The following is an 18,250-nucleotide window of genomic DNA, read 5'->3' on the forward strand; positions in this document are numbered from 1 at the left end:
TACTCCCCTCCTGGAGCTCATATGATCCGCCACCTGATCCTCTTCAAGCTCAACGAGGGCGTCGAGCGCGATGACCCGCGGGTCATGAAGGGTGTGGACGCCCTCCGCGCGCTCGACGGCAGCATCAAGGAGATCCGCTCCTGCGAGCTCGGCTGGAACTTCACCGACCGCCCCATCGCCTACGACTTCGCGGCCAACTTCGCGTTCGACGACGTGGACGCGCTGCACACGTACTTCGACCACCCGGGCCACCAGGCGGGCGTGGCGCTGTGGCGCGAGATCGCCACGTGGATCATCGCCGACTACGAATTCTGAGCCGTCCGCCGAACTCTCGAAGGGTACGGCCGCGCCTTCCCGCCCCGCTCTCGCACGGTGCGGGGCTTTTTACACCGCTGCGCCTCCTGTCTTGAACTCTCGCTTAATAGCCGGAGCTGACGTGACGCCGGGTGCGACGAGCGTGAGATGCAGCGGACCGAACGGCCTGAGGGCGGTGCCGGGGCGGGGAGTCCCGCAGGTGCCGACCGGGATCAGTGCTCGGTGTCGGCCTCAGAGACGGCCGCGTCCCGGTTCTGGCTCGCTGCCCAGCTGGCCAGCAGCTTCAGGGCGTCCGCGGCCAGGGTGCCGGGCTCGGCGCTGTACACGGTGATGGACAGCCCCTCGTCGCCGGGCAGGGCCAGCGACTCGTGCACCAGCTCCATCACGCCCACCGCCGGATGGTGGAACCGCTTGGTTCCCTCGGTGAAGACGTGCACGTCATGCGCGCCCCACATGGTGCGGAACACGTCGCTGCGGGTGGACAGCTCACCGATCAGGTTCGACAGCTCCCGGTCGTAGGGGTTCTTGGCGACCTCGACCCGCAGCACCCCGACCCCGTCGCGGGCCACGCGTTCCCAGTCGGGGAACAGCCGGGCGGCGCGGGGGTCGAGGAAGACGAACCGGCAGGTGTTGACCGGCTCCGCCTCGAACACCTCGCTGAACAAAGCGCGGGCGAGCGGATTGGCCGCCAGGATGTCCATGCGGTTGTTGCGCACGTACGCCGGCTGATCGTGCAGGCCCTCGACGATGCGCAGCACACTGGGCCGCACGGTCGCCTTCTTCGGGCGGCGTCGGACCCGGGCCCCACTGGTGTTGGCCGCCCGCGCCAGGGCGTAGAGGTGATCCCGCTCGGTGTCGTCCAGCCGCAGCGCCTGGGCGAGGGCGTCCAGGACGCTGTCGGAGACCCCGGTGAGATTGCCGCGCTCCAGACGCGTGTAGTACTCGACGCTCATCCCGGCCAGCATCGCGACCTCACCGCGGCGCAGCCCGGGCACCCGCCGCTGTCCGTACACCGGCATGCCCGCCTGCTCCGGCGTGATCTTGGCGCGGCGGGACGTGAGGAATGCGCCGACTTCAGCCCGGTTGTCCATGGAACCCAGCGTAGGAAAACAAAGCGATCAGTGGGGGTCCCTGTCAGTACCCCTCACCGCAGGGTCTCCCACAGCAGGGCCGGAGGCGATCCCTTGGGGATTGCCCCACTCCCAGGATCCCGGCCGGGCCGCACCGTAGCGGCCAGTGCAACACACCGTCCGCACACCGGCCCTCATGCCACGCGACTTGCGTCTGGCTCGGTCCGGCTGGCGGAACGTAGTCAGCCCCGGCCACCGCTTCCCCGCCGGGGGCCCGGCACTCGCTTCGGGGTGCGCCGATCACTTGCGTGGCCGACCGTGTAAACGTACGCGGCGACCGCCAGGGTGTGCCCGTAGCGCAGATTGCCCAGAATCGTGTCATCACCTTGGGCAAGAACAAGGGCCAGAGCCCCTCGGCCGCCGCTCGGCTCACTCGCCGAGGCCGCAGGCACGCGAGCGGAGTGTGCAGTTCCTGCAGACAGACAGCAGGATCCGCTGCTCAAGTACCGGCACCGCAGGACGGCCGGGCCGTGCTCAACTAGCGTCCCAAGTGGGAGTGCCCAAGTTCCTCACATTCCTACAGCTCGTGCTGCTCAGGACGTGATCGGGTCGTGTTGGCTGCGGTGCGGGTGTGCGGCGTGGATGTACTTCATGGCGGTGCGGGGAGAGAGGCCGAAGAGGCGGATGAGGTGGAGGGGGTCGTCGGTGTGCTGGGCCTCGTAGGATGCGGTCCACCCGCAGGCGGCCGGCCTGGTGGCCGTGGGCGCGCAGGGGCTTGTTGATCGCCTGGATCGATACCGGGGGCTGGCTGTCGTCGGTGGCGGTATGGGCGGTGACCAGCAGGTAGGGGTTGGTGGTGGTGGGCCAGCGTCGGTGGCGTTCGGCGAGCCACTGCCGTGCCAGGCGGTAGGTGAGTTCGTCCAGGTAGATGGTGTGGACGGGCTTGACGGTGCGGCGCGCGAGGAGGGTGGCGCGGCTGTGGTCGAGGTCGTCGAGCAGCAGATGGCGCTGGTCGTGGGTGCTCAGAGCGTGCACGGCGGCGAGCACGAAGCTGAGCCGGTCGCGGGCGTGGGGGAGGCGGTCGAGAGCACCACGCAGCATGTCGTCGGCCAGCGGTCGCGGCAACACGACGGCGGTGGTCAGGGAGACAGTGCGGGCAGGGTCGCGGAAGATGAGCTTTTCGCGTTTGAGGGCCCGAAACAGTGAGCGCAGGGCAGTGGCCCGGGACTTGGCGGCTTCTGCCTGGACCGGTTCGAGGGCCTGCTCGATGTGGGTACGGGTGACGGCTCGCAGGTCGGTGACGCCGTCCTCGTACCAGGTGCGCAGCGGGGGCGCAGGTAGGAGCAGACGGTCGACGGGGCGAGCGGCCGGCTGGGGCGTGGAGCCGTGCCGCACAGGACGTCGATCCACCGGTTGAGCGGGCCGCGGTACGGGGCGGGAGCGGTGTCAGCGAGGTGCCGGGCCCGGGCCAGGGTCGCATCCGAGTGCTGGTCGGGGGCGAGGCGTCCGGTCAGGCGCAGGTAGTGGACGACGCGGGCGCCGTGGAAGTGCTTGCGGCGGGCGATCAGCCGCACGTCCTCCTCCGGCAGCGGGGCGTCGGCTCCGAGGTGGGCGAGCAGGACGCGCAGGGTGCGGATGCTCCCGTTCATGCGGCCGGCGTCCCAGCCGCGACTCTTGATGTGGGCGACGAACCCGTTCAGCAGGATCCGGGCGGCCGGGGTCAGGGCCGGGAGATGTCGTTCGTCCAGGCGGGTCCAGTCGCGCGGCAGGTGGAAGAGCTCCAGCTGGCCCGGCAGCGCGAGATGTTCGGAAACAGGGCGGGCGGCCCGCGAGGCACGGATGGCTTCACGGCGCTTGCGCTGAAGACGGCGGCGCCCGTAGAGGCCGCCTTTCCTGCTGCGTGGAGCAAGGGGACCGCCGAACCAGAGCTGGTCGCCGCCGTCCAGACGGATGCCGTCGAGGTCGTAGTCGGTCTCCGCGACGGTGAGCACGCATCGCCGGCAGTGGTCGTCGCGCAACGGCAGCCACCGGCCGCACCGGTGGCACGGGGCAGCCTGGAGGCCGGCGCCCCAGTCCAGGCAGGGCGCGCACCGCTGGTCCCGCTCGTTCGTCCAGGCCAGGCACTCGCGACAGCTGCCCAGGCCGGCGGACATCCAAGAGGGCACCAGCCGCGGCCGCGGCGGTGCGAGCAGCCCGGCCCGCTTCAGGGCCTCGTGCAGGGTCGGCGCCATCTGCGGGAGATCCGCGAGCGTCTCGGGGTGTACCAGGCGCTCATCCGGGGGCCGGGCGGCCAGCGCGAGCCGGGCGCCCTCCTGCGTGTGGAAGTGCCAGGTCTGCCCGACGCGGCGTTCGGCGGCCATCTCCTGGAGCACCGCCTGGACTTCGGGGAAGTCGGGGATTGTCCGGCCGCGGATGCGCTTGCCGTGGGCGCGGGTAAAGGTCCTGGGCCAGGGCGCGAACAGCCCGAGCTGGCCGGGGACTTCCTCCACGCACACCACGGGGTCGTCAAGGGCTGGCGGTACCCGGCCGCGGGCCCACGGCGCGAGCCTCTGCCGCCGGCCCGAGGCGGCGCGGTTGCGCAGCGGGTTGCTGTTCAGCGCCAGACCTTCGATGCGCACGGCCAGTTGCAGCGGCCGCCCGGCAGGCAGGGCGCGCCGTTCGAACTCGGCATGCACCCACGCCGGGTCCTGACCGAGCCGGACCGCGATCCGGCATCCCCGGCAGGTGCCGTCAGCGCCGACGATCCCCGGCCAGCCGCACCGACGGCAAACCGCCTCCCGCAGCCCTCCCGCAACCCTCTGGTAAGAGCCGCTACGGCACTCGCAGCACATGCCGGAACCCGTGATGGCGCCCCAGGCCGCACACAGGCCGCACGAGCCAGGACTGTTCACCCGTGCCACCCGGCTCAGTTCGGCGGCAGGCGCCGCACGGCGCCCTTGCCGCCGCTCTGCTTCGGCACCGGCCGCTGGCCGCTGCCCGCACCCGAGCCCTGGCCGACCGCCCGCTGCCCCTCCTGCTCCCCGGATTCGCTGCCAGCGAGCGGCTCGGCCTCCATCAGATCGGCGACCGTGCACTTCAACGCAGCGCAGATCATGTCGAGATCATCCAGCCGCACGGTCACCGGCCGGGCCGACCACAGCGCGCACACCTTGCTCAGCGACGGGGTGAACCCGACCGCCTCGAACGCGGTCTTCAGGTCACTGGGCCGCCAGATGTCCTGCCTGGCCGCCACCCAGCGCAGATTCCACTTCACGCCGTCACGTCTCCCCGCTCAGCCGGCGCACCGCGCGCCGGGACGACTCCAGACTGGCCCGCTCCGGGTCCGCTTTCGCACTCGCCAGATAACCGACCGTCGTGGTCGGCCAGGTATGCCCCAGCAGCACTTGAACGTCCCAAAGCGGCATCCCCGACTCGTAGTTGTGCGTCGCGCAGACGTGCCGCAGCAGATGCGGGAACAGCACCGTCACCGTGCCCTTCAGATGGGCAAGCGACGCCGCCCGCAGCGACCGGCGGAAGGTGTCGGCGCAGACCGGCGGCGCAACCGCTACCTCGGCACCGAGCGCGGACGGCAGCCGCTCGGAAGGAAACAGCGGAGCGTACGGATCCAGCGCATCGTCCGGGAACAGGCCCCGGACCTCCTCGATGTACCACCACAGCAGCTCGCGGCCCTCCGCGAACATGAACGCCTCGCGCTCGCGCGGGCCCGACCCGCGCGAGCCCTTGCCCTTGACGAGGAAGCGGCCCCACTGGCCGTTGTCCCAGTACAGGTCACCCAGCCTCACCAGGCACAACTCGGTTGCCCGCACCCCGGAGATGTAGGCGGTCTTGGCCATCACGTAGTTGCGGACCGCGACCGGATACTTGCGCGCCGAGCCCAGTTCCTGGCGCCACGCGGCGAAGAACGCCGTCATCTCCGCGCGTGAGGGCGGGATCCGCAGCCCGAAGTCCCCGCGGTGCCGGGGCCGGTTGAAGGCATCGATCGGTGACTCCACCACTGTCCCGAACCGCCGCCGGATCTCCCCGGCGTATCGCTGTTCGAGGAACGCGAAGTACAGGTCGATGCTGGTGATCTTCTTACGGACCGTGGTGTGACCGCGCTTGCCCGCCCCGGCGAAGTACTGGTCCAGTTGGCGCGGCGACAGCTCCCAGGGCAGAGCGTCGTAGAAGGTGCACACCTCGATCACGGGCTGTACCAGACGGTTCAGCGTCGTCGGCGCGAGCCCCGCTACATCCCGCGCCCAGCAGTACTCCGCGAGCGTGTCCTGGTAGAGCGCCTGCTCCGCCTCCCGCGACGACGGGTGAACACCGCGACGCTGAAGGGTCAGGACGTCGGCCAGGCCCTCCTCCTGCCCGGGAGGCTGGCCTGGCGAGCCGCGCCCGCTGATCAGCGAGAAGCGGCGAGTATCGGAATCCGCCACGGACACGCAAATTACGGAAGTAACGCCCGGAATCTGCGAGTTACTGGCAGAACTTCACCCTTTCGAGTGGACGTGACTCCCGATTCGCCAGCCAGCGTGAACAGGTCGAACGCCCGGTAGCCGGATGAGGTCGAACCCGTCGGTACTCCAGTTTCCCACCTGGTGCCGGGCGTCGCGACGGGGCGGACGTTGCCTGCCGCGGCACTAGACCTCGGCTGCCCCCCGCCCGTGCCGCAGCCCCAGCACCTCCGCCGCCGCGAACGTCTCCCCCTCCGGCCGGTCGGCGTAGTGCGGCGTGAGCAGCCCGTCCAGTTCGTCGTACGTGAACGCGTCCTGCTTGGTGTCGAACTTGGCCTGCACGCGCGGCCGTTCGACGATCGCGACCATGCCGCCGTGCACGACGAAGAGCTGGCCGTTGACCTGTGCGGCGGCGGGTGAGGCCAGGTAGCCGACGAGGGGGGCGACGTGCTCGGGGGCGAGGGGGTCGAGACCGGTCCCGTCACCGGCCGCCGCCCCCGGCAGGCCCGCGAAGACGTCCTCGGTCATCCGGGTGCGGGCGCGCGGGCAGATGACGTTCGCGGTGACGCCGTACTTGGCGAGCGCGAGGGCCGTGGAGGTGGTCAGCCCGACGATTCCGCCCTTCGCGGCAGCGTAGTTGGGCTGACCGGCGGAACCGGCGAGGAAGGCCTCGGAGGAGGTGTTCACGACGCGCCCGTACACCGGCCCGCCCTCGCCCGACTTCGCCCGTGCCCGCCAGTGGGCGGAGGCGAACCGGATCGTGTTGAAGTGCCCCTTGAGGTGCACCCGCACGACCGAGTCCCACTCCTCCTCGGACATGGAGAAGACCATGCGGTCGCGCAGGATGCCCGCGTTGTTGACGAGGATGTCCAGCCTGCCGAAGCGGGCGACCGCCAACGTGACCAGTTCCCGGGCCTGTTCGTGGTCGGACACGTCACCGATGTGCGCCACCGCGCGGCCGCCCGCCGCGCGGATCGACGCCGCGACCTCCTCGGCGGGCCCGGTGGACACCTCACCGGAACCGTCCCGCCCCGGCCGGCCGTAGTCGTTGACGACGACGGCCGCGCCCAGCCGGGCCAGCTCCAACGCCTCGGCCCGGCCGAGCCCGCGGCCCGCGCCGGTGACGATCGCGGACAGTCCTTCAAGCGGCAATGCCATTCCCGAGCCCTTCCCCTCTCGCACCCGCGTGGTGGTCAGATCTCGATGCAGGTCCGGAGGGCCACCCCGGTGCGCATCTGGTCCAGTGCCTCGTTGATGTCGGCGAGGGGCACCCGGTGGGTGATCAGGCCCGCCAGGTCGATGCGGCCGGCCCGCCACAGGGCGATCGTCCGCTCGTAGGAGCGCAGGACGTCTCCACCGCCGTACATGGACGGCAGGATCCGCTTCTCGTCGAAGAACAGCTCGAACATGCTGAGCTGGAGGAAGTCGTCCAGCGCGCCCGCGCCGACCACGACGAGCGTGCCGCCGCGCCGGGTGGCCTCGTACGCCGTGCGGGCGGTGGTCGAGCGGCCGACGACCTCGAAGACGTAGTCGAAGCCCTCACCACCGGTGACGGACTGCTTGGCGTCGGCCAGCTCCTCCGGCGAAATCGCCTTGGTGGCACCGAACTTGAGGGCCGCCTCGCGCCGCGAGACCACCGGGTCGACGGCGACGATCTCGGCGGCGCCCTTGAGCCGGGCCCCCTGGATCGCCGAGATGCCGACGCCTCCGCAGCCGATGACCGCGACCGACGAACCGGCCTCCACGTCGGCGGTGTTGAGGGCCGCGCCCAGCCCGGTGGTGACTCCGCAGCCGATGAGGGCGGCGATGTCGAAGGGCACGTCGTCCGGAATCGGCACCGCGCAGCCGGCGTCGACGACGACCTCCTCGGCGAAGGTGCCGGTGCCGGCGAAGCCGAAGACGTCCCCGGCGGGCCGCCTGAAGTTGGGCGTTCCGGCGTTGAGGAATCCGGCGAGACAGAGCTGCGTCTGACCGCGCTTGCAGGCGGGACAGGTGCCGCAGGCCGGGAGCCAGCACACGACGACCCGGTCGCCGGGCTTCAAGTGGCTCACGCCTTCCCCGACTTCGACTATCTCGCCCGCCCCCTCGTGCCCGGGCACGAACGGTCCGGGCTGCGGCAGCACCCCGGCCATCGCGGACAGGTCCGAGTGGCACAGCCCCGTGGCCCGCACCCGGATCCTCACCCGTCCCGGCCCGAAGCCCACCGCCTCGATGTCGTCGAGCACGTCGAGCTTGTCCTGGCCGATCTCGTGCAGTACGGCTGCGCGCATGGTGCGGCTCCCCTCAGGAGTACCTGACCTACGGTTGTGCTGAGCTGGTCTTTCGTCGGCGCGTTCGGTGACTTGCTCGTCGGCATGTTCGGTGACTTGCTCGTCGGCGCGTTCGGTGGCTCGTTCCTCGGCACGTTCGGTGACTCGTTTTTCGGTTCATTCCTCGGCGCGTTCGTCCGCTCATTCGTGCTCGACGAGGGTGTCCGCCAGTACCGGCGCGTCGTCCCGCTCGACGGCGGTCACCGCCACCCGCACCGAGCGGTCGTCCGGCCGCCACATCCGGATGCGGAGGGTCTCGCCGGGGAAGACGACGCCCGCGAAGCGCGTGCCGTACGAGCGGACGCGGGCGACGTCCCCGCCGAGCACCGTGTCCACCACGGCCTTCAACGTCATCCCATAGGTGCACAGCCCGTGCAGGATCGGCCGGTCGAACCCGGCGCGCCCGGCGAACTCCGGGTCGGCGTGCAGCGGGTTCCAGTCACCGGAGAGGCGGTAGAGCAGCGCCTGGTCCTCGCGGACGACCCGCTCGACCTCCTTGTCGGGCGCATGCGTCAGCGGTTCCTGCCGGGCGGACGGCCCGCGCTCACCGCCCCAGCCGCCCTCTCCCCGTACGAAGATCTGCGCCTCGTTCGCCCACAACGGACCCTCGACGTCGGCGACTTCGGTCCGCATGACCAGGACGGCCGCCTTGCCCTTGTCGTACACCGCCGCCACGCGTGAGGTCGCGGTCGCCCGCCCCTCGACCGGGATCGGCCGGTGGAGCTCGACGCGCTGGCCGCCGTGCAGGACCTTGGCGAGGTCGACGTCGACGCCGGGTGCGTTGAGGCCGCCGATGACGTCCGGTGAACCTGCGCCCGCGACGGTCGCGAAGCTCGGCAGAACGTGCAGCCGGGACTCCAGCGTGTAGCGCAGCTCGTCGGGGTCGGTCGCGGGGATACCGGCGCCGATACCGAGGTGGTAGAGCAGGACGTCCTTACGACTCCACGCGATCTCGGCGGAACGGGGCTCGGCCGCGAGCGCCTTGGCTGCGTCGATGGGCATGGGGCTCCTGTGTGCGGTGGGGACGGAGAACGAAGGGCTGACAGTGGAAGGCGGGTGGCGGAGGCGGGTGGCGGAAGGCGGGTGGCTTGCGTTGAGAAACCTCGGTACGACCGTCCGCACCAGCGGTCGCACCGAGGTCGTCACGGCCGACCCGGAACCCGCCCACCTAGAACGCGTTCCAGTCCGGCGACCCTCTGTATAGCCGAGCCACGTGCACTTGTGAAGACTCCTGACAGTGCGTCAGATGCGCGTGGCGGACAGAAGTGGGACTGGGAAACGGGACGGGCAGCACGTTGTCCGGCTGCGGGCACGTGGGGGCTTGTCGCGCGGTTCCCCGCACCCCTGAGAAGCAGGGGCCGCGCCCCGCGCTTCTCAGCCCGCAGGGGCCGTGTCTTTCAGGGGCGCGGGGAACTGCGCGAGCAACCACACCACCCACACCCGACCGAATCGCCGCCTTCGCCCTACTCTTGGGCCGTGAGCGAGATGCCCCGGGATCACCGGACCGCCAAGTCCATCAGGGTGCTGCTCGCCGAGGATCAGCGGATGACGCGGGGCGCGTTGGCGTTGCTGCTGGGTATGGAGGCGGACATCCGGGTCGTGGCACAGGTCGGGGCGGGGGACGCGATCGTGGACGCGGCGCTGACCCATCGGCCGGATGTCGCGCTGCTGGACATCGAGCTGCCCGGGATGAGCGGTCTGGACGCCGCCGCCGAGCTGCGGGACCAGGCGCCCGACTGCCGGGTGTTGATCCTCACCACTTCCGGCCGGCCCGGGTACCTCCGCCGGGTCATGGACGCCGGCGCCGCCGGGTTCCTGGTCAAGGACGGGCCCGTGGAGGAGCTGGCCCAGGCGATCCGCCGGGTGCTGACCGGTGAGACCGTCGTCGATCCGGCCCTCGCCGCGGCCGGGCTGAGCGCCGGGCCGAACCCACTCACCGCCCACGAACGCGACACCCTCAACGCCTCCGCCGACGGCGCCACCGTCGCCGATGTCGCCGCCCGGCTGCATCTCTCCGAGTCCACCGTCCGCAACCACCTCGCCTCCGCCATCGGCAAGACCGGCACTCGCAACCGCATGGAGGCGATGCGGGAGGCCCGGCGACAGGGGTGGCTGTAGTCCCGCGCCGCCCGGCAGGGCCGCCGGCCGCGGGGCGACCCCTCGTCCCGAGCCTGCTTCCGATCCCCCATGAGCACCTCCTAGATGGTTCTGACAGTCCACGAGGGCCCGGATCCGTTGCCTCGCCCACAAAAAACCCTCCGAACCTGACGACACGTCACTTCCTCATGGGCGAGTCAAGTTTTCCTTAGTCACTCAAAACAACGGAATAGTTGCCCAGGCGTACAAGGTTCAGACAGCACGTACCCTCACCCGGCCAGGAGGCCCCGCTCAATGACGCAGCCGCACACACCACCGACGGCCGATCGGCCCGCCCAGGGAGCCACAGGGGCCACACCCGCCTCCGGAGCGATGGTCCCGGTGCTGGCCTTCGCGGGAATCGTCGTCGCGGTGATGCAGACCCTGCTGGTCCCGGTGATCAAGGACCTCCCGCAGCTGCTGGACACCTCTCCCAGCAACGCGACCTGGGTACTGACCTCCACCCTGCTGTCCGGCGCCGTGGCCACCCCGATCATGGGCCGTCTCGGCGACCTCTACGGCAAGCGCCGCATGCTGCTCGCCAGCCTGTCCGTGATGGTGGTCGGCGCGCTGATCAGCGCTTTCACCAGCGCGCTCCTCCCGATGATCGTCGGCCGTACCCTCCAGGGCTTCGCCATGGGCGCGATCCCGCTGGGCATCGGCCTGATGCGCGACGAACTGCCCCGCGAACGCCTCGGCTCCGCCATGGCCCTGATGAGCTCGTCCATAGGCGTCGGCGGTGGACTCGCGCTGCCGCTCGCCGCCGCGGTCGCGCAGAACACCGACTGGCACGCCCTCTTCTTCGGTGCCGCCGGCCTCGGCGTCCTCGCCATCGTGCTGACCCTCGTCGCCGTACCGGAGACGAAGATGCGCGCGCAGGGCACCTTCGACCATCTCGGCGCGCTCGGCCTCTCCGCCGGCCTCATCCTCTTCCTCCTGCCGATCACCAAGGGCAGCGACTGGGGCTGGACCTCCGCGACCACGCTCGGCCTGTTCGCCGCGTCCGCCCTGGTCCTGCTCCTCTGGGGTGTCCTGGAGCTGCGTATCCCCGCCCCGCTGGTGGACCTGCGCACCACCGCCCGCCGCGAGGTCCTCCTCACCAACCTCGCCTCGATCATGGTCGGCGTCTCCTTCTACGTCGTCTCCCTCGTCCTGCCGCAACTCCTCCAGCTGCCGTCCTCCACCGGCTACGGCCTCGGCCAGTCGATGATCGTCGCGGGTCTGTGCGTGGCGCCGCTCGGCCTGACGATGATGTTCACCGCGCCGGTCTACGCCCGGATCTCCGCCAAGTACGGCCCCAGGAGCACCCTCATCCTGGGCCTGCTCATCATCGCGGTCGGCTACGGCGCCGGGCTCGGCCTGATGAGCGCCGCCTGGCAGACCGTGGTCGTGTCGGTGGTCCTGGGCGCGGGTATCGGTCTCGCCTACTCCTCGCTACCGGCGCTGATCATCGGCGCCGTCGACCCGTCGGAGACGGGCGCGGCGACCGGGCTCAACACGCTCATGCGTTCGGTCGGTACGTCCGTGTCGAGCGCCGTCATCGGCATGGTGCTGGCCAACACCGCGAACCATGTCGGCGGCGTCGCGATCCCGACCATGCACGGCTTCCGCGTCTCCTTCCTCATCGCCACGGCCGCGGTCGGCGTGGGCATCCTCGTGGCCGTCTTCCTCCCGAGCCGCCGCCCCGCGCAGGGGCTGACGCTCCGTGCGAGCAGCGAGGGCGGGACCGGGGGGATCGAGGGGACCAGGGGGATCGAGGAGATTGACAAGGCCGGTGAGACGGACGGCGTCGACGCGACCGACGCGACCTCCAGGGAGGACAGGGCAGCGGTCGCCCGCTAGGCCGAGCGCACGGCGTGACACCCGCCCGCCCGCGCGCTCGCTCGCTCGCTCGCTCGCTCGCCGAGAGTGGCACGTGCCCTCGCCCCTCATCCGCGGGTCCGGTGAGGGCTGGTCGCGCAGTTCCCCGCGCCCCTGAAAAGCAGGGGCTGCGCCCCGTGCTTTCCGGCGCGCGGGGCCGTGCCTTTCAGGCCCGCAGGGGCCAGGTCTTTTAGGGGCGCGGGGAACTGCGCGGCCAGCCCCCGCCGGACCCGCACCCGCCATCCGACCGAATCCCCCGAACCCTCCCGCCGATCACCGCATGGCAGCATGGGGATCCAGCGCGTACGACGACACGGAGGACCCCATGTCCGCGGCCCCCAACCCGAACCCGGCCACGCCCGCTCCCGCGCCCAAGCCGGAGATTCTCGGCTCCTTCGAGTCGGCCAAGGGTTTCATGCCGGTGGGTGAGGGGCTGGCGCTGTACGCGGCGGCGGTGGAGGCGGGGCGGCTGGGGCTGCCGTTGCTGGAGGTGGGGACGTACTGCGGTCGGTCGACGATCCTGCTGGCCGACGCCGCCCGTGAGGCGGGGGTCACGGCGATCACGGTCGACCACCACCGGGGCAGCGAGGAGCAGCAGCCGGGCTGGAAGTACCACGACGAGTCCACCGTCGACCCCGAGGTGGGCCGTATGGACACGCTCCCCACCTTCCGCCGTACCCTCCACCGGGCGGGTCTGGAGGACCACGTCGTCGCGGTCGTCGGCCGTTCCCCGCAGGTCGCCGCCTTCTGGGGCACCCCCCTCGGCCTCGTCTTCGTCGACGGCGGCCACACCGACGAGCACGCCGGCGCCGACTACGAGGGCTGGGCCCCGCATGTCGCCCCGGACGGTCTCCTCGTCATCCACGACGTCTTCCCGGACCCCGAGGACGAGTTCACCGGGCAGGCCCCGTACCGGGTCTACCTCCGCGCCCTGGCCTCCGGCGCCTTCACGGAGGTCTCGGCGACGGACTCCCTGCGGGTGCTGCGGCGCACCGGGACGGGAATCTGACCCACACCTCCCCGATACCTGAGCGGCCCCGTAATACCTACGCCACCTCTATGCCGTGGTCCTGGACCAGTTCCTCTTCACGGAGGTCTCGGCGACGGACTCCCTGCGGGTGCTGCGGCGCACCGGGACGGGGATCTGACCCACACCTCCCCGATACCTGAGCGGCCCCGTAATACCTACGCCACCTCTATGCCGTGGTCCTGGACCAGTTCCTCCAGGCCGCCCCGGTACCCCTTGCCACCGACGACGAAGTCCCAGTCGCCGTTGGCGCGGCGGCGGAAGGAGCCGAGGGTGAGGGCCGTTTCGTCGGCGCGGCCGTCGGACACCTCCAGGCGGCCCTGTTCGGCTCGGGAGGGGTCCAGGAGGCGGATGCCGGCGTCGGTGAAGCCGGAGAGGTCGGCGTCGGGGTTCACGGCCGGGTCGATCGCCGCCACGAGGACGAGGCGGTCGGCCTCCGCCGGCAGTGTGTCGAAGGAGACCTGGATCGCGGCCTTGTCGGGTGCGGTCGGCGGGACGGCACGGACCGTGCCGTCGGGGGTGCGGAGGTTGTTGTAGAACACGAAGTGGTCGTCGCTGAGGACCCGGTTGCCGTGGCAGACGAGCGCGCAGACGTCCAGGGCGACACCGCCGGTCCAGTACATGCCGAGCACGCTGTGGTCGTCCGTGGCCGGAGCCGGGTCCGCCCCGTTCGAGGTGTCCGCCGCGGTCCGCTGGGCGGGCAGCACCACGGTGGGGTCGGTCGAGGACACGGGAGCGGCAGCGGGGCGCTCGCCCGTCCCCAGGCGGCCCCGTAGCCCGTGCCGGTGGAGCAGGTCGACGAGTTCGCGGCCCGAGACCAGCTCCAGCGGCTTGCCGTTGGCGAAGGTGTGCGAGCCCGGTCCGAACTTGGACGTCGTCACCAGGACACCCTTGTTGGCGCCGGCGTCCTGGACCGTGCCGTAGAGGTCGCGGACGGCGGTCGGCGGGACGGTGTTGCGGTAGCGCTTGACCTGCACGACGATCTTGCCGCCCCGGATCGGGGCCGGGTCCAGGGCGTCGACGTCCACCCCGCCGTCGCCCGAGCGCTGGGTGGTGACGGCCTGCATACCCATGGCCCGGAAGAGTTCCGCGACGAGTGACTCGAAGGCGAGGGGGTCCATCTCCAGCAGGTCGGGCTCGTCCTCGCCGCCATGGGTGACGACGCCGTTGCCCACGTCGTCGGGCCTGCGCCCGGGGCGGACGGGGGTGCGCTGGTCCGGCCGGGCGGAGAGCTGGCCCCGGAGTCCGTCCGTCAGGCAGTCCACGGCGCTCACCTGCTCCAGGTGCAGGCCGGCGAAGACCGACCGGGGCACCATGACGGTCGCCAGGAAGATCTGGGCGCGGCGGCCGGTCGCCGGATCGTGGTCGTCCACGAACCCGTTCAGGACCACCGACTCCAGCGCGCCGAACTCGTCGGCGGCGAAGAGGTCGTGGAGCACCAGGAGGGCGCACTGCGCGAGGACGTCCCGGTACAGGGCCCGCCGCTGGGTGACCGGGCGCGGGCGCTCCTTGTCCTGGTCGACACTCGGCATGTAGACGACGGTCTTCGCCTCGGGGACGACGTCGTACCTGGGCAGCTCCCAGTCCAGGACCAGTTGCCGGGCCGCCGAGTCGTAGGCGGCGGAAACGCCCCGGGGGAAGCCCTCGGGCCAGGCGGGCGAGGCGTAGAGGGCGGCGGAGAAGTAGTCGACGGCGGCCTCCGGGTCGCCGTCGCGCAGTGCCGTCGCCATCTGCGCGAGCCCGGCGTTGTGCCGCCGGATCTCCGCCCGCTGCCCTTGCGCCCACTGCTCGTACTGCCGTTGGTACTGGGCCAGTTGGCGCTGGCGCTGGGTCTCGGCTGCCTGTGCCGCGTGCCAGTCGTGCTCGAATCGGGCGCGCGCCTCGGCCTGCGCCTGCGCACGGCGCTGTGCGGTCCAACCACCCTGCGCCTGATAGTGGTTGGGGTCCGGCATGGGCACCGGCTGGGCGAGCGGCCCCGGCGAGAACGGCTCCAGCCGCTCGGTGCGGGTGAGGGAGGCGGACCGGAACGCCGGGGCCCGGCAGCCGGCCACCAACAGCCCCTCCAGCGCCTGGACCTGCGCGTCCAGCTCCTCCGTACGCCGCCGCGCCTCGGCCTCGCGCTGCTGGCGGTACGCCGCCTGCTGCTCCCGCTGGCTGCGCGCCACCTCCCGTTGGTACGCGCGCTGCTGTCGCTCGTACTCGCGCTGCTGCCGGGCCTGTTCCTCCGACTGACGCTGCTGCTGGCGTTGTGCCTCGGCCCAGATCCCGGCCAACCCGTTGGAGCGACGACTCATACGCTGCAAGCCCTCCCACCGGAGCTCCACCGCCCTCGCGACGAAGCCCCGCCCCCACAACCAGACGTAACCGGACGACTTTATCCCGCGACGGCGCCTACGCCTACCGCTGGTCAGCGCCCTGCCCACCGAGGGCCGCGTTCCGGCGGACGGCGCGCGGCCGCCGGGTCGCCCGGCCGCACGGCCCGGTCCGGACGAGCAGGTGGACGAGCAGGTGGACGACGGCCGCCACGACGACGATCACGGCGGCGGCCGGGCGGTGGCTCGCTGGGAGAGCGGGCGCGGATGCATCGCGTACGCGGGCCGCTGCGACGACGGGCCTTCAGGGGGCTCCCCGGAGCAGGAGGCGGCCGGCCACGGGCTGACGAGCGGTACCCGGGACGGGGCGCGGGTCGGGAACGCGGGCGGGACGGCCGCACGCCCCGGAGCATGGCATCGGCCGCCACGCGAGGCGGGGGCGGCCGGTCCGCCGGGGCCCGACCCGTAAGGTGGCAGGCGTGTCGTACGTAGGCCCGGACTTCGATCCGCCCCAGCCCCGCCGTTCCGCACTTCGCCGTCCGCTGACCGTGGCGGTGGCCGCGGTCGTGGTGGGGGCGGTGGCCGGGTGGGGTGTCTGGCAGGCCGTCGGGGACTCCGGGGGCGGGGACGACGGATCGGGCAGCGTGGCGGGCCCGCAGACCCGGTCGGCGGGCACTCCGCCGACGTCCCCCGACCCGTCCGGCGGGCCGACCGCCTCCGACGACGGGAAGGACGGCAAAGACGGGAAGGACGGCGAGAAGGCGAGCCCCTCCGGTTCCTCCTCCGCGCCCGCCGCCACCGGCCCCCTCAAGGGCAAGGTCGTCGTCATCGACCCGGGTCACAACCCCGGCAACTTCCAGCACACGACCGAGATCAACCGCAAGGTGAACATCGGGACGAACGCCAAGGAGTGCGACACGACGGGGACGACCACCAACGACGGCTACCTGGAAGCCGAGTTCACGCTGGACGTCTCCCGGCGGCTGCGGACACTCCTCGAACAGGAGGGCGCCACGGTGAAGTTCACCCAGGACGACGACCGGCCCTGGGGCCCGTGCATCGACGAGCGGGCACGGATCGGCAACGAGGCGAAGGCGGACGCGGTGGTGTCGATCCACGCGGACGGCTCCGGCGCCGGCAACCGCGGCTTCCATGTGATCCTGCCTGGTTCGGTGAACGAGGGCGCAGCCGACACCCGGCCCATCGTCGCCCCCTCACGCGACCTCGGCGAGCGCATCACCGGCTTCTTCGTCCGCGCCACCGGCAGTGCCCCCTCCAACTACGTCGGCGACGGCACCGGCATCGTCACCCGCACCGACCTCGGCGGCCTCAACCTCTCCACCGTCCCCAAGGTGTTCATCGAGTGCGGCAACATGCGTGACAGCAAGGACGCGGCCCAGCTCACCAGCGGAGCCTGGCGCCAGAAAGCGGCCCGGGGAATCTCGGACGGCATCACGAGCTTCCTCGAAAATTGAACAACTCCCCCCTTCGGGGAACTCGGGCCGCTATCCCGAAGTACCACGGAATGAAGTGCGGGCGGTCTCAATCTGTCAACGGTTCCCGCCGTGTTCGTCGTGTGCGCCACGATGCGCGATATCCATGACCAGGCACCGTTGACCAGCGGTGCCTGGCGGCAGAAAGCGGCGCGGGGGGACTCTGAGGAAATCGTGAGTTTCCTGCGAGGGTAGCGGGCGGATCGTGATCATCGAGATGATCCCGGCGGACACCCAAGTCGGTCGGACGATAGGGTCGTCCTTACGATGAGGGGCCACCCCCGCGCATCCCACCACGGCCTGACGGCGACATGGTGACGGCGACGCCTCCACCGATGACGAGACGACTGACGAAGGACCTGAAGTGAATATCCGCTCCCTCACCAGAGGCGACGGCGTCGTGATCGGAGCAGCGGTATTGCTGTTCATCGCGTCGTTCCTCGACACGTTCGACGGCTCCGGCGACAACACACCCAATGCCTGGGACAACCTCGGCTTGGTGATGAGCATGTACGTCGGCGGCATCATCGGTGCGGTGCTGATCGTCATCGCCCGTGCGCTGCCTCAGCCGCCCAAGGTCGTCGGCCTCGACCTGGGCCAGCTCGGGGTGGCTCTGACGATCTTCGCCGCCTGGACCTCGTTCTGGTCGATCATCGACCCGTTCGGAGCGATGGAGGAGCTCTTCGGCACCTTCGGAGGCTCGGAGCCCGACTCCGGCGCCGGTCTCATCCTCGGTCTGATCGCCGCGCTGCTCCTGGCCGCCGCGGCCGTCGCCACCCCCCTCGTCCCCGCCCTCAAGGTCGCTCTGGTCGGCGCCCCGCGTCCGATCGCCCCGCAGCCGTACGGCGCCCAGCCGCCCGGTGGTTACGGCTACCCGGGTGCCGGTACGCAGGCCCCCTTCGGTGCGGGTCAGCCGGGACCCGGCCAGCCGCAGCCGGGTCCGGGGGCGCCGTTCGGTGGCGCTCCGCAGCAGCAGGCGGCGGCCCCGCAGCCGCCTGCCGGTGACTTCTCGCCGTTCTGGTTCGCGGTGCCGGTGGCCCGTCCGCTGTTCGCCGAGGACGGTTCGCAGTCGACGATCGCCGAACTGGCGCCGGGCACCTGGTACCTGGCGGTCGAGCAGCGCGGCCCCAACCTGGTGGCCCAGACCCAGGACGGCCGCCGTGGCGTCCTGCAGGACACCAGCGGCATCCAGCGCGGCTGATCACCCTCCGTACGAAGCCGCACAAAGCGGCACGAAGCCGTATCGAGCCGCACAGAGCCTCACGACCGGCCCCTCGCTCTTCCGAGCGGGG

Annotated in this window: 16 protein-coding genes and 1 pseudogene; 8 read left to right on the forward strand and 9 right to left on the reverse strand. The window is 71.3% G+C overall.

What is annotated here, in order from left to right; translation table 11 throughout:
* Nucleotides 1-21: 21 nt before the first annotated feature.
* Nucleotides 22-315, forward strand: coding sequence for a Dabb family protein (locus OG858_RS13515; RefSeq protein ID WP_086749595.1), 294 nt, complete (start codon nt 22-24; stop codon nt 313-315).
* A gap of 212 nt (nt 316-527) precedes the next feature.
* Here OG858_RS13515 and OG858_RS13520 read toward each other — a convergent pair whose 3' ends face one another.
* The 8 genes from OG858_RS13520 to OG858_RS13555 form a co-directional block, all read right to left on the reverse strand.
* Nucleotides 528-1,406 carry a helix-turn-helix transcriptional regulator gene (locus OG858_RS13520; protein ID WP_327748965.1) on the reverse strand — a complete coding sequence of 293 codons (879 nt, stop codon included), beginning with the start codon at nt 1,404-1,406 and terminating at the stop codon, nt 528-530.
* Nucleotides 1,407-1,919: 513 nt separating this feature from the next.
* Nucleotides 1,920-2,513 (reverse strand): hypothetical protein, encoded by a 594-nt coding sequence (locus OG858_RS13525; protein WP_327748964.1) that lies wholly within the window; start codon nt 2,511-2,513, stop codon nt 1,920-1,922.
* An 11-nt stretch (nt 2,514-2,524) separates the two neighbouring features.
* On the reverse strand, nt 2,525-4,060 hold the full coding sequence (locus tag OG858_RS13530; RefSeq protein WP_327748963.1) for a hypothetical protein: 1,536 nt from the start codon (nt 4,058-4,060) through the stop codon (nt 2,525-2,527).
* A gap of 230 nt (nt 4,061-4,290) precedes the next feature.
* Nucleotides 4,291-4,638, reverse strand: coding sequence for a helix-turn-helix domain-containing protein (locus OG858_RS13535; RefSeq protein WP_086749591.1), 348 nt, complete (start codon nt 4,636-4,638; stop codon nt 4,291-4,293).
* Nucleotides 4,639-4,642: 4 nt separating this feature from the next.
* Nucleotides 4,643-5,803 (reverse strand): tyrosine-type recombinase/integrase, encoded by a 1,161-nt coding sequence (locus OG858_RS13540; RefSeq protein ID WP_408059393.1) that lies wholly within the window; start codon nt 5,801-5,803, stop codon nt 4,643-4,645.
* 204 nt (nt 5,804-6,007) lie between these two features.
* A complete protein-coding gene (locus tag OG858_RS13545; RefSeq protein WP_086749590.1) occupies nt 6,008-6,979 on the reverse strand; it encodes a 3-oxoacyl-ACP reductase in 972 nt (323 codons plus the stop codon).
* Nucleotides 6,980-7,014: 35 nt separating this feature from the next.
* Nucleotides 7,015-8,091, reverse strand: a complete 1,077-nt coding sequence (locus OG858_RS13550) for a Zn-dependent alcohol dehydrogenase (RefSeq protein WP_319064655.1) — start codon at nt 8,089-8,091, stop codon at nt 7,015-7,017.
* A gap of 180 nt (nt 8,092-8,271) precedes the next feature.
* On the reverse strand, nt 8,272-9,132 hold the full coding sequence (locus tag OG858_RS13555; RefSeq protein ID WP_086750962.1) for a MaoC/PaaZ C-terminal domain-containing protein: 861 nt from the start codon (nt 9,130-9,132) through the stop codon (nt 8,272-8,274).
* A gap of 483 nt (nt 9,133-9,615) precedes the next feature.
* Here OG858_RS13555 and OG858_RS13560 point away from each other — a divergent pair, with 483 nt between their 5' ends.
* The 3 genes from OG858_RS13560 to OG858_RS13570 all read left to right on the forward strand — a co-directional run bounded on the left by OG858_RS13560 (nt 9,616) and on the right by OG858_RS13570 (nt 13,135).
* Nucleotides 9,616-10,248, forward strand: coding sequence for a response regulator transcription factor (locus OG858_RS13560; RefSeq protein WP_319320279.1), 633 nt, complete (start codon nt 9,616-9,618; stop codon nt 10,246-10,248).
* A gap of 273 nt (nt 10,249-10,521) precedes the next feature.
* On the forward strand, nt 10,522-12,108 hold the full coding sequence (locus OG858_RS13565; protein WP_328544854.1) for an MFS transporter: 1,587 nt from the start codon (nt 10,522-10,524) through the stop codon (nt 12,106-12,108).
* 343 nt (nt 12,109-12,451) lie between these two features.
* Entirely contained in the window at nt 12,452-13,135 is a 684-nt protein-coding gene (locus tag OG858_RS13570; RefSeq protein ID WP_328545339.1) for a class I SAM-dependent methyltransferase, read from the forward strand.
* Between the two features lie 176 nt (nt 13,136-13,311).
* Here OG858_RS13570 and OG858_RS13575 read toward each other — a convergent pair whose 3' ends face one another.
* Nucleotides 13,312-15,447, reverse strand: coding sequence for a restriction endonuclease (locus OG858_RS13575; protein ID WP_319064658.1), 2,136 nt, complete (start codon nt 15,445-15,447; stop codon nt 13,312-13,314).
* 202 nt (nt 15,448-15,649) lie between these two features.
* On the opposite strand from OG858_RS13575, the gene OG858_RS13580 reads away from it, so the two are divergent.
* The 4 genes and pseudogenes from OG858_RS13580 to OG858_RS13595 all read left to right on the forward strand — a co-directional run bounded on the left by OG858_RS13580 (nt 15,650) and on the right by OG858_RS13595 (nt 18,159).
* Nucleotides 15,650-15,934 carry a hypothetical protein gene (locus OG858_RS13580; RefSeq protein ID WP_319064659.1) on the forward strand — a complete coding sequence of 95 codons (285 nt, stop codon included), beginning with the start codon at nt 15,650-15,652 and terminating at the stop codon, nt 15,932-15,934.
* 10 nt (nt 15,935-15,944) lie between these two features.
* Nucleotides 15,945-16,940, forward strand: coding sequence for an N-acetylmuramoyl-L-alanine amidase (locus OG858_RS13585; RefSeq protein WP_319259204.1), 996 nt, complete (start codon nt 15,945-15,947; stop codon nt 16,938-16,940).
* Nucleotides 16,941-17,000: 60 nt separating this feature from the next.
* A pseudogene (locus OG858_RS13590) lies at nt 17,001-17,153 on the forward strand (N-acetylmuramoyl-L-alanine amidase); the annotation flags it as partial.
* 169 nt (nt 17,154-17,322) lie between these two features.
* The gene (locus OG858_RS13595; protein ID WP_179201044.1) at nt 17,323-18,159 is read left to right on the forward strand and encodes a DUF5336 domain-containing protein; all 837 of its coding nucleotides are present in this window, start codon (nt 17,323-17,325) and stop codon (nt 18,157-18,159) included.
* Nucleotides 18,160-18,250 lie beyond the last annotated feature (91 nt).

Source organism: Streptomyces europaeiscabiei, from assembly GCF_036346855.1.
Taxonomy (GTDB): Bacteria; Actinomycetota; Actinomycetes; order Streptomycetales; family Streptomycetaceae; genus Streptomyces; species Streptomyces europaeiscabiei.

Coding starts and splice junctions, on each gene's coding strand:
- OG858_RS13515 (WP_086749595.1), top strand. CDS start 22: ATGATCCGCCACCTGATCCTCTTCAAGCTCAACGAGGGCGTCGAGCGC.
- OG858_RS13520 (WP_327748965.1), bottom strand. CDS start 1,406: ATGGACAACCGGGCTGAAGTCGGCGCATTCCTCACGTCCCGCCGCGCC.
- OG858_RS13545 (WP_086749590.1), bottom strand. CDS start 6,979: ATGGCATTGCCGCTTGAAGGACTGTCCGCGATCGTCACCGGCGCGGGC.
- OG858_RS13550 (WP_319064655.1), bottom strand. CDS start 8,091: ATGCGCGCAGCCGTACTGCACGAGATCGGCCAGGACAAGCTCGACGTG.
- OG858_RS13555 (WP_086750962.1), bottom strand. CDS start 9,132: ATGCCCATCGACGCAGCCAAGGCGCTCGCGGCCGAGCCCCGTTCCGCC.
- OG858_RS13560 (WP_319320279.1), top strand. CDS start 9,616: ATGCCCCGGGATCACCGGACCGCCAAGTCCATCAGGGTGCTGCTCGCC.
- OG858_RS13565 (WP_328544854.1), top strand. CDS start 10,522: ATGACGCAGCCGCACACACCACCGACGGCCGATCGGCCCGCCCAGGGA.
- OG858_RS13570 (WP_328545339.1), top strand. CDS start 12,452: ATGTCCGCGGCCCCCAACCCGAACCCGGCCACGCCCGCTCCCGCGCCC.
- OG858_RS13575 (WP_319064658.1), bottom strand. CDS start 15,447: ATGAGTCGTCGCTCCAACGGGTTGGCCGGGATCTGGGCCGAGGCACAA.